The organism is Comamonas denitrificans, assembly GCF_017368815.1.
Classification (GTDB): domain Bacteria; phylum Pseudomonadota; class Gammaproteobacteria; order Burkholderiales; family Burkholderiaceae_C; genus Comamonas; species Comamonas denitrificans.
The window spans coordinates 35,282-50,228 of record NZ_JAFNME010000008.1 but is presented as its reverse complement, the minus strand read 5'-3'; the positions used below and the strand labels follow the sequence as shown (position 1 = coordinate 50,228).

Genomic DNA, 14,947 nt, shown 5'->3' with positions numbered 1-14,947 from the left:
AGATGCATTCGCATTCCTTGGCTTGTTTCTTTTTTTCAAGGAACTGGGATGCTGGGATCGGGAAATTGTTTTTCCGCACCGACCGACCCTTGAATCTACCGACCGATGCGACATATGCTATTGATAGAAAGCCGTGCTATTGGGCCAAGCCCCTTGTGCCGGCTGTGGCCCATGTAGACCACCAGGACTTTTCCCACCATGACCGTCCCCACCAATCCCCACCGAGAGCCGCCCGCACCGCAGCTGCTGCGCGTTGCCACCTACAACATCCACAAAGGGGTGCAAGGACTGGGGCCGACGCGCCGCCTGGAAATTCACAACCTGGGGTTGGCCGTGGAGCAAATGGACGCTGATATTGTCTGCCTGCAAGAGGTGCGCAAGATGAATCGGCGCGAAGCCGAGTACTTTCGGCGCTGGCCTGATGTGCCGCAGGCCGATTTTCTGGCCCCTGAGGGCTACCGTGCGGTGTACCAAACCAATGCTTTTACCCGCCACGGCGAGCATGGCAATGCGCTGCTGACGCGCTGGCCGGTGATTACCCACCAGCATGAAGACATGTCCGACCACCGTTTTGAGCAGCGCGGCCTGCTGCATGTGGAGGTGATGTTTCAAGGCCGCCCGGTGCATGCCATCGTTGTGCATTTGGGGTTGATTCCAGGCAGCCGGGTGCGCCAAATACAGCAGCTGCAGCGCTTTATTGAGCGGGAAATACCCCCCGGAGCACCTTTGGTCGTGGCCGGGGACTTCAACGATTGGGGTAGCCAACTCAAACGCATGCTGGCCAGCTATGGGCTGTACGAGTTTGAGAGCCAAGATGCCAGCACCCTGACTTACCCCGCCCGGTTGCCCCTGGCCCAGCTGGACCATGTGTATGTGCGCGGGCTGACTCCGCTGGGCTTGCACGTCCCCCAGGGCAGGGTGTGGTGGCGCATGTCCGACCATTTGCCTTTGATTGCCGAATTTCGGTTTTAAGCCTTGATAACTATTTTTAATATAGCTATTAGCGATTTATCTATAAGCGTAAAACGCGAATTTCCTTTTAAATTTTCACCGACTTAATCGCTGCTACTATTGCCCCATGTTTACCGATTTGGCCTCTTCATCCGCCTCGGTGCCCGCTGCTACGGCAGAGGGTACGCCCATTTCCACCATCATTCGCCAGCGCTTGCAAGACGCTGGCCAGCGCTTTCATGCCAATGACAATATTGCCGCTTTTCTGAACCCCCACGAACTTGAGCAGCTGCTGGATGAAGTGGCAGAAAAAATGCAGGGCGTACTCGACAGTTTGGTGATTGACACAGTCAATGACCACAACACCCAGGACACCGCCCGGCGCGTGGCCAAGATGTATGTCAAAGAGGTCTTTAAAGGCCGCTACACCCATGCGCCCGCCCTCACCGAATTTCCCAATGCCGAGTATTTGAATGAGCTGATGATTGTTGGCCCCATCACGGTGCGCAGCGCTTGCAGCCATCACCTGTGCCCGGTGATTGGCAAGCTGTGGGTGGGGGTGCTGCCGAACAAGCAATCGAATGTGATTGGCCTGTCCAAGTACGCCCGCCTGGTCGATTGGATCATGGGCCGCCCGCAAATCCAGGAAGAGGCCATCGTCCAACTGGCCGACACCATCATGGAAAAAACCCGACCAGATGGTTTGGCTGTGGTCATGGAGTGCTCTCACTTTTGCATGTCCTGGCGCGGCGTACGCGAGATGGACAGCAAGATGCTCAACTCCGTCATGCGCGGTGCTTTTCTGCGCGATGCCAACTTGCGGCGCGAGTTCTTGGCCCTCATTCCAGGCCGCAATGTTTAACGGACCGGGGAGTGCCCAGTGCGCATATCGCTTGTATGGGTGGGCACCCTTTTAATCTTTTTAATCCTTTTAACCCTTTCCCTGCAGCCCCGCGCCAGCCAAGCAGCCCCAGCGCCGTGGTACTGGTGGCACAGCCGACTCGATAGCGATGTGCGCGTTTGCGCCCAATTCATGCCCAGCCAAGGCTGGCAGCGGCGCGGCCCTCCTTTTAACAACCCCCGCTGCAGCGCCCGTGCCCCGTTGGCACCCCAGCGCTAAGCGTTCACCGCGGATTGACCATGCCCAGCTTGCAAGTGCTCATGGCATTTTTTGGACTCTGTGTGGTGCTGGCACTCAGCCCTGGGCCAGACAACCTTTTTGTCCTTGTGCAATCGGCCCAGCGCGGCTGGCGTGTAGGCCTGGCCGTGGTGGTGGGCTTGTGCATTGGCATTTTGGGCCACACCATCGCAGTGGCTTTGGGGCTGGCGGCCTTGGTGGCGGCATCGCCTGCGGCGTTTACGGCCTTAAAACTGCTGGGGGCGGCCTACTTGTTCTACCTGGCCTGGGGGGCGCTGCGGGCTCCGGTGCGGGTTAGCAGCACGGCGCAGACAGGGCGGCATCCACCGCTGGCCGGGCACGAAGCGCTCAAAATGGTTGGGCGTGGTGTCGTCATGAATGCCACCAATCCCAAAGTGCTGATTTTCTTTTTGGCGCTGCTGCCCCAGTTTGCCGATGCCCGCCTGGGCCCTGTGGGGGGACAAATTGTGGTGCTGGGCGGGGTGTTCATGCTGGCCACCTTTTTGGTCTTTGCGGCGATTGCCTTGTTCAGCGGCTGGTTTGGCAGTTTGCTGCAAGGCTCGGCCCGGGCGCAGCGCTGGCTGAACCGTGCCACTGGCTTGGTGCTGATTGGTTTGGCTGTGCGTTTGGTGAGCTTGCAGCGTGGGCCATAGGGTGGCTTTTTTTTAAACAGATAAAAATTTTGGCTATAATCACTGGCTTCACTCAAGAAGAAAAGCTCTGTACGATTTTTTCTTCTTTCTAGGTTTTGACCCTATCGTCTAGAGGCCTAGGACATCACCCTTTCACGGTGAGTACCGGGGTTCGAATCCCCGTAGGGTCGCCAAAGGAGCGGTAGTTCAGTTGGTTAGAATACCGGCCTGTCACGCCGGGGGTCGCGGGTTCGAGTCCCGTCCGCTCCGCCAAAAACAGTCAAAAGCCCCAAGTAAAAAATAACTTGGGGCTTTTTTTTTTGCTATTTTTTTATAAGCATCAGCCGCTGATAAATAATCAATTTTTGAGCGTATTCATCTAAAAAATGATGTTTTATAAGCGGTGCAAGCTATAAAAAAAGGATGGCTGCCCAGCGCAGCCATCCTCTGGGCGGCCTTGTTCAGGCCGTGCTTAGAACGTGCTTAGTGGCGAATCAGGTGCTCAAAGGCCGACAGGCCTGCGACTGCGCCGGCACCGGCCGCCACAATGATTTGTTTGTACGGCACGTTGGTGCAGTCGCCAGCGGCAAACACGCCGGGCACGCTGGTCTGGCCTTTGGCATCAATGACGATTTCGCCCATCTTGTTCAGCTCCAGCGTGTCTTTGAGCCAATCGGTGTTGGGCAGCAGGCCAATTTGCACAAAAATGCCTTCAAGCTGCACCTGCTTGACTTCGTCATTGCTGCGGTCTTTGTAGCTCAGGCCCGTGACTTTGCTGCCGTCGCCCAGCACCTCGGTGGTTTGGGCATTTTTGATGATGGTGACGTTGGGCAGGCTGGTCAGCTTTTTCTGCAGTACGGCATCGGCCTTGAGCTCGGGCATGAATTCGAACACGGTGACGTGCTCGACCACACCGGCCAGGTCAATCGCCGCTTCCACACCCGAGTTGCCCCCGCCAATGACCGCCACGCGCTTGCCCTTGAACAGGGGGCCGTCGCAGCTGGGGCAGTAGGCCACGCCTTTGGTGCGGTACTGGTCTTCGCCGGGCACGTTCATATTGCGCCAGCGCGCGCCGGTGGACAGCACCACGCTTTTGGCTTGTAGGCGGCCGCCGTTTTCCAGCTCGACGGTGATCAGGCCGCCTTTTTCGGTGGCCGGAATCAGCTTGGCGGCGCGTTGCAGGCGCATCACGTCAATGTCGTAGTCGCCAATGTGCGATTCCAGTGCGGCGGAAAATTTTGGGCCTTCGGTTTTATTGACCGAGATGTAGTTTTCAATGTCCAGCGTGTCGTTCACCTGGCCGCCGATGCGCTCGGCGGCGATGCCGGTGCGAATGCCTTTGCGCGCGGTGTAGATAGCTGCGGCCGCACCTGCGGGGCCGCCGCCGATGATGAGCACTTCAAATGCCTCTTTGGCCGACAGTTTGGCCGCTTCGCGTTTGGCCGCGCCGGTGTCCAGCTTGGCGACGATTTCGCCCAGCTGCATGCGGCCCGCGCCAAACACCTCGCCATTGAGGTACACCATGGGCACGGCCATGATTTCGCGGGCTTCCACCTCTTGGCGGAAGGCACCGCCTTCGATGACGGTGGTTTTGATGTGGGGGTTCAGGATGGCCATGAGCGACAGCGCCTGCACCACGTCCGGGCAGTTGTGGCAGCCCAGGCTCATGTAAACCTCGAAGTTAAAGTCGCCTTCGATGGCTTTGATTTGGTCGAGCAGGTCTTGCTCTTCTTTGGGTGGGTGGCCACCCGTCCACAGCAGGGCCAGCACCAGCGAGGTGAATTCATGGCCCAAAGGTAAGCCAGCAAAGCGCAGACTGCTATTACTTCCTTGGCGCTGCAGGGTGAACGAGGGTTTGCGCGCGTCGTTGCCATCTTCGCGCAGGGTGATTTTGTCGCTGCGCAGGCTTTGGATGGTGGTGAGCAGCTCGCGCATTTGCGCCGAGGTCTCGCTCTCGTCCAGGGAGGCCACCAGCTCGAAAGGCTGGGTCACGCGCTCCAGGTAGGCGGCCAGTTGGGTTTTGAGTTGATCGTCAAGCATCGGTGTCCTCCGTAAAACAGTGATTTTTAAAATTTTTGGGCAATAAAAAGCCGGACGGTACGGTGTTCGCACCCGTCCGGCTTTGAGCTAGGTTAGTAAATTAAATTTTGCCAACCAGGTCCAGCGAAGGGGTCAGGGTGGCAGCGCCTTCTTTCCACTTGGCGGGGCACACTTGGTCAGGGTGGGCTGCGGTGAACTGGGCCGCTTTGAGCTTGCGCAGGGTTTCCGACACGTCGCGGGCGATTTCGTTGGAGTGCACTTCCATGGTTTTGATCACGCCATCGGGGTTGATCACGAAGGTGCCGCGCAGGGCCAGGCCTTCTTCAGGGATGTGCACGCCAAAGGCGTTGGTCAGTTGGTGGGTAGGATCGCCCACCAGCGGGAATTTGGCCTTGCCCACAGCGTCCGAGGTTTCGTGCCAGACTTTGTGCGAGAAGTGGGTGTCGGTGGTGACGATGTACACCTCAGCACCGGCTTTTTGGAATTCAGCGTAGTGCTCGGCCGCGTCTTCGATTTCGGTGGGGCAGTTGAAGGTGAAGGCTGCGGGCATGAAAATCAGCACCGACCACTTGCCTTTGAGGCTTTGCTCGGTCACTTCGATAAATTCGCCCTTGCCATTGCGGTTCACAAAAGCTTGGGTTTTAAACGGTTGCACTTGGGTGTTGATCAAAGTCATTGCAGTTTCCTTTCGGTTTAAAGTCGGTGTCGATTGAACACAGGACTGAAGTGTAGTGAAGTTAAGAAATAAAACCAATCAATTGATTTGATCGTTTTGATTGATTTAGACTAAATAAGTTCCCGGCCTGCGTGCAATGCCTGCGCGAAGGCCACAATCGTGGCATACCAGCCCCCTCTGTTGCATTCTCAAGGAGTATTCACTATGCAAGGCGACCCTCAAGTTATTGCGGCACTGCAGGCGCAATTGAAAAACGAACTCACCGCCATCAACCAGTACTACATGCACTACCGCATGTTCAAGCACTGGGGCTTTGAGGACTTGGCCAAGGTGGAATACAAAGAATCCATCGGCGAGATGAAGCATGCCGATATGCTCATGGATCGCATCTTGCTGCTCGATGGCCTGCCCAATTTGCAAGACCTGGGCAAGCTGCAGATTGGCGAAGATGTGCCCGAGGCCCTGGCCTGCGATTTGCGCCTGGAGCAAGCGGCCCAGCAGTGCATCAAAGACGGCATTCGCGTGGCCGAGGCGGCGCACGATTTTGTCTCGCGCGAGCTGCTGCTGAAAATTTTGGACGATACCGAGGAGCACATCGACTTTCTGGAAACCCAGTTGGCGCTGATCGAGAGCATCGGTTTGCAAAATTATTTACAGTCAAAAATGGGTGAAAGCTAATCGTATTAAGCGCTAACAGCTATTACTTTTATTTTATTTGATGACAGGCCCGGGGTGTTTACTCCGGGCCTGTTGTGTTTGTCGCCAGTGCGGTGGGGGTGGGATGTGGCAGTGTTTGCCAATAGCGCGGTTGGCGTTGGCGCTGGCACTGGGCTTGGTCGGGGCGGGAGGATTGCCAATCTATCGCACCACACTGGGCGGTGTTGAAAATGTGGGCTTGGGCTGCCGTCAGGCGCTGCACCACCGCGGCTGCGGGGTGGCCAAAGCGGTTGCGCCAGCCGCTTTGAATCAGGGCTACCTGGGGCTGCACAGCGGCCAGCCACGGGGCGGAGGTGGAGGTTTGGCTCCCGTGGTGGGCCACGACCAGAGCGTGGGCCTGCAAATCGCGGCTCTGGCCCGCGTGCAGGGCCAATAAAGCGTGCTCTTGTACGCGTTCCAAATCGCCCGCCAGCAAGGCTGTTGCGCCTTGGGCCGAGCGCACCAAGAGCACGCAGCTTTGGGCATTGGTGTTGTTGTGGGTGGCGGCTTTGACGGTGGCGGGTGCCGGCCACAGCACGCTGAAGTGCACGCCATCCCAAGCCCATTGTTGCCCCCGTGCGCAGGGCTGCCAGGGGCGCTGGGCCTGGTCGGCCAGGGCGGCAATGCCGCTGCCCAGCAAGTCCGCTTGCGGCTGCGCGGCCAGCACCGACAAAGCGCCGCCCGTGTGGTCGCTGTCGGCGTGGGTGAGCAGCACGCGGTCCAAGCGCACGCCCAGCGCCTGGAGCAGGGGAACAATGCTTTGGCTGCCTGCATCGCCGCTGGCCCAGCGTGGCCCGGCATCGACCAACAAGGCGTGCTGGGCGGTTTGCAGCAAGAGGCTGCTGCCCTGGCCAATGTCTAGGGCGAGCAGGGAAAACTCCCCAGGCTTTGGGCGCGGGGGCTGCCACAGCAGCAAGGGCAGCACCAAACTCAGCCCCAGCCAGCGCACGCCCCCAGGCCAACGCACTAACAGCCAGGCGCAGCCCAGCATGCCCAACAACCCCAAGCCCAGCGGGGGCTGCGCAAAGGTGGCCACGGCCCCCGGCCATTGCGCCATCCAGCCCAGGCCGGTGAGCAGGGCCTGGGCGCAAGCAGTGGCCGCAGTCCAGATGGGGGGCCACAGCACGCCCAGCATGGCCAGTGGGGTGAGCACAATGGTCACCCAGGGAATGGCCCACAGGTTGGCAATAAAGCCCACGATGGAAATGTGCCCAAACAGCAGCACCGTCAAGGGGGCCAGGGCCAGGCCAATCAGCACTTGCTCGCGCAGCAGCCGCCACAGGGGCTGCCACCAGCGGCGCGGAGCATCCAGAGGGCGCTGCCCAGGATCGGTCAGGAACAAAATGCCCACGGCGACAAAACTGAGCCAAAACCCCGCTTGCAGCAAGGCCCAGGGGTCCCAGGCCACTACCACGGCCAGCACCAGCAACCAGGTGCGCGGCCAGGGCCAGGCCATGCCCAGGCTGCGCAGCACCGTTACCGTCAGCAGCATCAGCAAGGTGCGCTGTGCGGGGATGCCCCAGCCGCTAAACAGGGCATAGGCCAGGGCCAGCGCCAAGCCAGCCCAGGCCGCCGCCAAGGCCGCCGGCCAGTGCAGACACAGCCGGGCGCTGCGCCGCCACATCCACCCGACCACGGCCACGGCCAGCCAGGCGAACATGGTGATATGCAAACCGCTGATGCTGACCAGGTGCGCCACCCCGGTGGTGCGAAACACCTGCCAATCGGCTTTGGCGATGGCGGCTTGATCGCCCGTGATTAACGCCGTCACCACCCCTGTTGCGCGCGATGGCCCGGCGTGGGCCAGCAGCCGCTGGCGCACATGGTCGCGGGCTTGCTCTAGCCAAGCGTGGGAGGTCAGGCCCAGGCGCTGGGGCGCCGGGTGGGCGCGAACATAGCCGGTGGCTTGCACCCCCTGCTGCCACCACCACAGCTCGGCATCAAAACCGTGGGGGTTGCGGCTGCCGTGCGGGCGCTGCAAGCGCACCGTCCAGCGCCAGCGCTCGCCGGGGCGCACGGTCAGGGAAGGGGGGAGCTTGGTGGCGCTGGCCTCGGTGGGGCGGGATTGGTAGTGCTGCAGGGCTATCAGCGGGGGCAATTGAATGGCGGGGGCGTGGGTGGTATCCGCGCCATCCCAGGCCTGCGTGGGGGTGAAGAGCCAGCGCTGGCCCCGGTCGGTGGTTTGCGGCAGGCTGGTGACGATGCCTTCGACCAGCACATCACGCCCTTCCAGCGCCGGGGCCAAGCCCTGTGCTTGAAACAGCATGGCCCGCATGCCGGTGCTGCCCCAGGCGAGCAAGGCCACGCTCAGAAAAATCCCCAGGCCCGCGCGCTGCGTTGCCCCTGGCGGCCCACGCCGCACGGCCATGGCCAGCCCAAGGGCCAACAACCCGGCCCCGGCATACGTCCACCAGGGCCCCAATTGCCCCTGCTGCAGCTGCACGGCGCAGCCCAGCACCCAACCCAGCAGCGGCCAGCTGGTGTACCAGGGGGCAAGATCGGAGGCGGGTGGCCCCGCAGGGTTTTGTGCTCTTGGCATACTTGCGGGCCATGCTAGTGGGGGTGGATGAATTTGGGCATGCGCTCAAACCCCACACTGGCCTCTGTGAAAGAAAGCATTTTTTTATGAGCGTTTACGATCAACTGCAAGCCTTGAACATCACTTTGCCCGTCCTGGGTGCCCCTGCCGGAGCCTATCTGCCCTTTGTGCAAACAGGCAATTTGGTCTTTTTAAGTGGCCACCTGGCGCGCAAAGATGGCCAGGTCTGGCAAGGTCAGCTCGGCGGTGCCATCAGCACCGAAGAAGGCCAGCAAGCGGCCCGCGCGATTGCCATTGAGCTGATGGGCACCCTGCAGGCAGCTTGCGGCGGCGACTTGAACCGCGTCAAGCGCATCGTCAAGGTCATGAGCCTGGTCAATTCCACACCCACGTTTACCGAACAGCACCTGGTGACCAATGGCTGCTCGGAGCTGCTGGGCCAAGTCTTTGGTGACAAAGGCAAGCACGCCCGCAGCGCTTTTGGTGTGGCGCAAATCCCGCTGGGCGCTTGCGTAGAAATCGAGTTGATTGCTGAAATCGAATAAGGCCCGCCCCGCCGTGGAACTGCTCGCTGTCTTTACCACCGTGCCCGATGGGGCTTGCGCTGAAAAAATCGCCCAGGCGGCGGTCGCGCAGGGCTTGGCGGCCTGCGTGCAACAAGACAGCGTGCACAGCACCTATGCGTGGCAGGGCCAGATCCACTCAGAGCCCGAGGTGCGCCTGCTGCTGAAAACCACGGCCGCCGCTTGGCCGGCGCTGCAGCAGCTCATTGCCCGCCTGCACCCCTATGAACTGCCGGCCATGTATGCGCTGCCGCTGGCCCATGCCAGCCCGGCGTATGCCCAATGGGTGCTGGAAAATACGATAAAAAAATAGCTTTATCCGCTGGATGGATAAGCGTTTTAACCATTTTTATTCATGAATTTACCGTTTTTGGATTTGCTCACCGCCTTTGGGCAAAGCCTGTTGTTTGCCTTTATTGGTGTGCTGCCGATTTTGAATCCGCTGGCCACGGCCCCCCTGTTTGTGGACCAGGCGCGCGGCTTGAGCGACCAGGGGCGGGTCATGCTGGCCCACCGCATTGGGAAAAACGTGGCCATTTTGCTGGCCGTCACCATGCTGACCGGGTCGTACGTGTTGCGGTTTTTTGGTGTTTCTTTGCCTGCGGTGCGCATTGCCGGGGGGGTGATCGTGGCCTCGATTGCCTGGCGCATGCTCAATACCCAGCAGGCCACCACCGACGATGCCACACAAATGGCCCAGGCCCTGACCGAGGACAAGGCCCGCGTCAAAGCCTTCTACCCCCTGACGTTTCCGCTCACTTGCGGGCCGGGCACCATTTCGGTGGCCATTGCCGTGGGGGCCAGCTTGCATTCGCGCACCAGCATCCCGATGTCTTTGGTGAATTTGTCCGGTGGTCTGGTGGCCTCTTTGCTGCTGGGCCTGCTGGTGGCGGTAACGTTTCGCTATTCGTCCACCTTGCTGCGCCGCTTGGGGGACACGGGGCAAGTGGTGTTCATGCGGCTGATGGCGTTCATCTTGCTGTGTGTGGGGGTCGAGATTGTGTGGGCCGGAGTGCGGGCCTTGCTGGCGGGGCTGGGCCTGGGCGCGGTGGATGCCCAGTAAAGGCGCTATTGCAGTGCAGCATGTGTAAGCCCCTAAAATGCCCGGTTTGCCTTTGACCGTGAACACCTGCCATGCCCGCCAAGCGCTCTGCTGAAAAACCCCCTGTTGATGAACCTGCCAGCTACGAAGCGGCGCAAGCCGAGCTGCAAGCCTTGGCCCAGGCCATGGAATCGGGGCAACTGCCGCTGGGTGACATGCTCGACGGCTACCGCCGCGCCTCGGTATTGCTGCGCTACTGCCACGCGCAGCTGGATGCGGTGGAGCAGCAAATTCAGCAACTCGACGGCGGCGATTTGAAACCATGGACGGGGCAGCAGTAATGCACGATTTGCACGATTTTGATTTTTCCGCCTGGGCTGCAGCCCAGGGTGCTCTGGTAGAGCAAGCGCTCACCGCCTGGGTCGGGCAGGGTGCCCCGGCGGGTTTGGGTGAAGCCATGCGCTATGCCGTTTTGGATGGGGGCAAGCGCCTGCGCCCCTTGCTGGTGCTGGCAGCGGCGCAAGCCGTGCAGGGCCACGCCCCGGCCGCCCTGCGGGCCGCGTGTGCCGTTGAACTGATCCACGCCTATTCTTTGGTACACGACGATATGCCGTGCATGGACAACGATGTGCTGCGCCGGGGCAAACCCACCGTTCACATTGCCTTTGGACAGGCGCAAGCCCTGCTGGCGGGCGATGCCCTGCAAGCCCAGGCGTTTGAGCTGCTGACCCCCGCTGGCGACGAAGTGCCCGCTGCCATGCAGGCCCATTGCTGCCGCATCTTGGCCCACGCCGCCGGTGCCCAAGGCATGGCGGGCGGGCAGGCGATTGATTTGGCCAGTGTCGGCCAGCCCCTGAATGAAGAGCAGCTGCGCCAGATGCACCGCTTGAAAACCGGGGCCTTGCTGCAAGCCAGTGTGCTGCTGGGTGCGGCTTGCGGCACCACCAGCGCCCCGGCCCTGGCGGCCCTGAGCACCTATGGCGAAGTGCTGGGGCTGGCCTTTCAGGTGGTCGATGACGTGCTCGATGTGGTGGCCGATGCCGCCACGCTGGGCAAAACCCCAGGCAAAGATGCCGCCAACGACAAGCCCACCTATGTGGCCCTGCTGGGCTTGCCCGCAGCCCAGGCGCTGGCCCAGGACTTGCTGGTGCAAGCCTGTGCGGCCTTGGGCCAATCGGGCCTGCCCCAGGACGATGTGCAGGCCCTGCGTGCCTTGGCCCACCAGGTGGTGGGGCGCTCACATTGAGCCTGGAAATCTCAATAAAGAATAGCTGGTGCCGCATGCACCTTGGGCTTTTTAGCCCAGAAAGAGTGGAATCATGAATGCCAACGCACGCCCCTTGCTAGAAAAAATCAACGATCCTGCCGACTTGCGGATGCTGCCCCGCGCCCAGTTGCCGATGTTGGCCGACGAGCTGCGGGCCTACGTGCTCGACAGCGTCTCGAAAACCGGGGGGCATTTGAGCTCCAACCTGGGCACGGTGGAGCTGACGGTGGCGCTGCACTACGTCTTTAGCACCCCCTACGACCGCATCGTGTGGGACGTGGGCCACCAGACCTACCCGCACAAAATCCTCACCGGTCGGCGCGAGCGCATGGCCACGCTGCGCCAGCTGGGCGGCATCTCGGGCTTTCCGGTGCGCAGCGAAAGCCCGTACGACACCTTTGGCACCGCGCACTCTTCGACCAGCATCTCGGCCGCCCTGGGCATGGCCATGGCCGCCAAGCGCAAGGGCGAAAAGCGCCGTGCCATTGCTGTGATTGGCGACGGGGCCATGACGGCCGGCATGGCCTTTGAGGCCATGAACAACGCCGGGGTGCTCGATGGCAATCTGCTGGTCATCTTGAACGACAACGACATGAGCATCAGTCCACCGGTGGGGGCGCTGAACCGCTATTTGGCGCAGCTGATGAGTGGCCAGTTTTACGCCGCCGCCCGTGGCGTGGGCAAAAGTGTGCTGAAAAATGTCCCCCCGCTGCTGGAGCTGGCGAAAAAGCTGGAGCAGCATGCCAAAGGCATGGTGGTGCCGGCCACGCTGTTTGAGAATTTCGGCTTCAACTACATCGGCCCCATCGACGGGCACGACCTCGACTCCCTCATTCCCACGCTGGAGAACATCCGCCAGCTGGACGGCCCGCAGTTTTTGCACGTGGTCACCAAAAAAGGCCAGGGCTACAAGCTGGCCGAAATGGATCCCGTCACTTACCACGGCCCGGGCAAGTTCGACCCGCAGGTCGGCATCGTCCCGTCCGCCACCCCCGCCAAGCCCACCTTTACCCAGGTGTTTGGCCAGTGGCTGTGCGACATGGCCGCGCAGGACAAGCGCTTGGTGGGCATCACCCCGGCGATGCGCGAAGGCTCGGGCATGGTGGAGTTTCATCGGCGCTTCCCGGACCGCTATTACGACGTGGGCATTGCCGAGCAGCATGCCGTCACCTTTGCCGCCGGGCTGGCCTGCGAGGGCGTAAAACCCGTGGTGGCCATTTATTCCACCTTTTTGCAACGCGCTTACGACCAGCTCATCCACGACGTGGCCCTGCAAAAACTGCCCATGGTGCTGGCCTTGGACCGGGCTGGTTTGGTCGGTGCCGATGGCGCAACCCACGCCGGGGCCTATGACATTGCCTTTGTGCGCTGCATTCCCAACATGAGCCTGGCCTGCCCCGCCGATGAGCGTGAATGCCGCCAACTGCTCAGCACCGCCTACGAACAAGACCACCCCGTGTGCGTGCGCTACCCGCGCGGCGCGGGGGTGGGCGTGGCACCGCTGGCCGATCTAAGTAGCCTGCCCTTTGGCCAAGGTGAAATTCGCCGAGAAGGCCGGCGCGAGGGGCAAAAAATCGCCATCTTGGCCTTTGGCACCTTGCTCTATCCGGCCTTGCAAGCGGCAGAAAATATCGATGCCACCGTGGTCAATATGCGCTGGGCCAAACCGCTGGATACCGCGCTGCTGCTGGATGTGGCGGCCCGCCACGATGCCTTGGTGACTGTCGAAGAAGGCTGCCTCCAAGGCGGGGCGGGCAGCGCTGTGCTGGAGGCCTTGGCCCAAGTCGGCGTGGTCAAGCCGGTTTTGCAATTGGGTTTGCCCGATCAATTTATCGAACATGGCGATCCGGCCAAATTATTGGCTTTGCAAGGTTTGGATGCCCCAGGCATCGAGGCCCGCATTCGCCAGCGGTTTATGGCGCAGTAATGCCACGGTTTTATTGCAGTGGGGCGCGAATATCCTAGGGATTTCCCGAATTGCTATGGGGGACATAGCATTTTGTGTGGTCTTCTGGGTGCAATTGGTACCAGCTTTGATTTGAAAGCCGTGTTGGCTGTGGAATACTGCACAACGCCTTAGCGCTGCGTACCGCGCTGGCGCGTTGATTCCAATCAAATACCAAGGAGATACTATGGATCGTCGTTCCCTGATTAAGCAAGCAGGTATCGCTGGCATTTTGGCCGCTGGTGTGGCCCCCGCAGTGCAAGCGCAAACTGCGGTGCGCTGGCGTTTGGCCGCCAGCTTTCCTAAATCGCTGGATACCATTTTTGGCAGTGGTGAAAAATTTGCCCAGACGTTGAAAGATATGTCCGGCGGCAAATTTGAAGTTTCTTTGCACGCCGCTGGTGAGTTGATGCCCGCTTTTGAAGTGGTCAATGGTGTGCAAAATGGCATCGTCGATATGGCCTTGACCGCCCCGTATTACTTCACCGGCAAAGACTACGTTTTCGCTTTTGGCTGCGCTGTGCCCTTTGGCCTGACCGCCCGCCAAATGGATGCCTGGATGGAGCACGGCGGTGGCCGCAAGCTCATGGATGAGTTCTACGCCAACTACAACATCAAGAGCATGAGCGCCGGTAACACCGGCACCCAAATGGGTGGCTGGTACCGCAAAGAAATCAAATCCATCAAAGACATCAATGGTTTGAAAATGCGCCTGGGTGGCGGCTTGTTTGGCGATGCCATGCACAAACTGGGTGTGGTTTCGCAAAACATGCCAGTGGGCGAGGTTTACCAGGCCCTGGAAAAAGGCACCCTGGATGCGGTCGAATTTGTTGGCCCGCACGACGACCAAAAAATGGGGTTCAACAAAGTGGCCCCGTATTACTACTACCCTGGCTGGTGGGAAGGTGGCGCAGAGCTGGAGTTCTTTATCAGCACCAAGTCGTACGCCGCTTTGCCCAAGGAATACCAGGCCATGGTCGATGCCGCTTGCCAAGTCGCAGCCCGCGATATGACGGCCAAATACGACACGCTCAACCCCATTGCCCTGAAAAAACTGGTGGCCGACGGCACCAAGGTGCTGCCCTTCCCCAAAGACTTTATGGATGCCGGCTACAAAGCCTCGATGGAAGTATTTGCCGAGAACGAAGCCAAGTCGCCCATGTTCAAGAAAATTCACGCCCATATGCGCGCCTTCCAGCGTGACCAGATTTTGTGGGACCGTTACTCTGAGCAACGCTTTAGCCTGTATATGAGTTCCGTGAAGCTGTAAAGCGGATTAACTACTAAAAAACCCAGATCACTAATATCTAAAAAAACTACGAGGACTTGCCGAACCGTGTCAATACGGGAAAGCAAGTCCTCTGTTTTTTACTGCAACCTTTTTTGAAAAAGATTCAATACTTTTAATGAGAGATTGGGGGGAAAAACCTTCAGAATGCAATCGGTTCGATTTTTACA

At 60.0% G+C, this 14,947-nt stretch carries 14 protein-coding genes and 2 tRNA genes; 13 read left to right on the top strand and 3 right to left on the bottom strand.

Annotation, left to right across the window (positions count from 1 at the left end):
- Positions 1–198 precede the first annotated feature (198 nt).
- From J1777_RS05265 to J1777_RS05245, 5 genes are all read left to right on the top strand, one after another.
- Positions 199–972 carry an endonuclease/exonuclease/phosphatase family protein gene (locus tag J1777_RS05265; RefSeq protein ID WP_207574788.1) on the top strand — a complete coding sequence of 258 codons (774 nt, stop codon included), beginning with the start codon at positions 199–201 and terminating at the stop codon, positions 970–972.
- 106 nt (positions 973–1,078) lie between these two features.
- Positions 1,079–1,813 (top strand): GTP cyclohydrolase I, encoded by a 735-nt coding sequence (folE, locus tag J1777_RS05260; protein WP_207574787.1) that lies wholly within the window; start codon positions 1,079–1,081, stop codon positions 1,811–1,813.
- Between the two features lie 278 nt (positions 1,814–2,091).
- Positions 2,092–2,742 carry a LysE family translocator gene (locus J1777_RS05255; RefSeq protein ID WP_207574786.1) on the top strand — a complete coding sequence of 217 codons (651 nt, stop codon included), beginning with the start codon at positions 2,092–2,094 and terminating at the stop codon, positions 2,740–2,742.
- A 97-nt stretch (positions 2,743–2,839) separates the two neighbouring features.
- A tRNA-Glu gene (locus J1777_RS05250) sits at positions 2,840–2,915 on the top strand.
- A 2-nt stretch (positions 2,916–2,917) separates the two neighbouring features.
- Positions 2,918–2,994 (top strand) — tRNA-Asp (locus tag J1777_RS05245).
- Between the two features lie 210 nt (positions 2,995–3,204).
- Here the strand turns inward: J1777_RS05245 and ahpF are convergent.
- Together ahpF and ahpC are read right to left on the bottom strand one after the other, a co-directional pair.
- Positions 3,205–4,761, bottom strand: coding sequence for an alkyl hydroperoxide reductase subunit F (gene ahpF, locus J1777_RS05240; RefSeq protein ID WP_207574785.1), 1,557 nt, complete (start codon positions 4,759–4,761; stop codon positions 3,205–3,207).
- A gap of 100 nt (positions 4,762–4,861) precedes the next feature.
- Positions 4,862–5,437, bottom strand: coding sequence for an alkyl hydroperoxide reductase subunit C (gene ahpC, locus J1777_RS05235; RefSeq protein ID WP_207574784.1), 576 nt, complete (start codon positions 5,435–5,437; stop codon positions 4,862–4,864).
- A gap of 204 nt (positions 5,438–5,641) precedes the next feature.
- Between ahpC and bfr the strand changes: the two genes are divergently transcribed.
- Positions 5,642–6,115: a bacterioferritin gene (gene bfr / locus J1777_RS05230; RefSeq protein ID WP_207574783.1), complete on the top strand. Its 474-nt coding sequence runs from the start codon at positions 5,642–5,644 to the stop codon at positions 6,113–6,115.
- Between the two features lie 58 nt (positions 6,116–6,173).
- On the opposite strand, the gene J1777_RS05225 is transcribed toward bfr, so the two are convergent.
- Entirely contained in the window at positions 6,174–8,672 is a 2,499-nt protein-coding gene (locus J1777_RS05225; protein WP_207574782.1) for a ComEC/Rec2 family competence protein, read from the bottom strand.
- A gap of 86 nt (positions 8,673–8,758) precedes the next feature.
- On the opposite strand from J1777_RS05225, the gene J1777_RS05220 reads away from it, so the two are divergent.
- The 7 genes from J1777_RS05220 (at position 8,759) to J1777_RS05190 (ending at position 14,759) form a co-directional block, all read left to right on the top strand.
- On the top strand, positions 8,759–9,217 hold the full coding sequence (locus tag J1777_RS05220) for a RidA family protein (RefSeq protein WP_207574781.1): 459 nt from the start codon (positions 8,759–8,761) through the stop codon (positions 9,215–9,217).
- 13 nt (positions 9,218–9,230) lie between these two features.
- Entirely contained in the window at positions 9,231–9,548 is a 318-nt protein-coding gene (gene cutA, locus J1777_RS05215) for a divalent-cation tolerance protein CutA (protein ID WP_341352936.1), read from the top strand.
- 42 nt (positions 9,549–9,590) lie between these two features.
- Positions 9,591–10,298 carry a MarC family protein gene (locus J1777_RS05210; RefSeq protein WP_207574780.1) on the top strand — a complete coding sequence of 236 codons (708 nt, stop codon included), beginning with the start codon at positions 9,591–9,593 and terminating at the stop codon, positions 10,296–10,298.
- Between the two features lie 71 nt (positions 10,299–10,369).
- Positions 10,370–10,618 carry an exodeoxyribonuclease VII small subunit gene (gene xseB / locus J1777_RS05205; protein ID WP_207574779.1) on the top strand — a complete coding sequence of 83 codons (249 nt, stop codon included), beginning with the start codon at positions 10,370–10,372 and terminating at the stop codon, positions 10,616–10,618.
- The gene (locus J1777_RS05200; RefSeq protein ID WP_207574778.1) at positions 10,618–11,523 is read left to right on the top strand and encodes a polyprenyl synthetase family protein; all 906 of its coding nucleotides are present in this window, start codon (positions 10,618–10,620) and stop codon (positions 11,521–11,523) included. The genes xseB and J1777_RS05200 overlap by 1 nt, the downstream gene beginning before the upstream one ends.
- A gap of 73 nt (positions 11,524–11,596) precedes the next feature.
- Complete coding sequence (dxs, locus tag J1777_RS05195) at positions 11,597–13,471, top strand: 1-deoxy-D-xylulose-5-phosphate synthase (protein ID WP_207574777.1); 1,875 nt, start codon at positions 11,597–11,599, stop codon at positions 13,469–13,471.
- A gap of 205 nt (positions 13,472–13,676) precedes the next feature.
- Positions 13,677–14,759: a TRAP transporter substrate-binding protein gene (locus J1777_RS05190; protein ID WP_207574776.1), complete on the top strand. Its 1,083-nt coding sequence runs from the start codon at positions 13,677–13,679 to the stop codon at positions 14,757–14,759.
- The last annotated feature ends 188 nt before the right edge of the window (positions 14,760–14,947 follow it).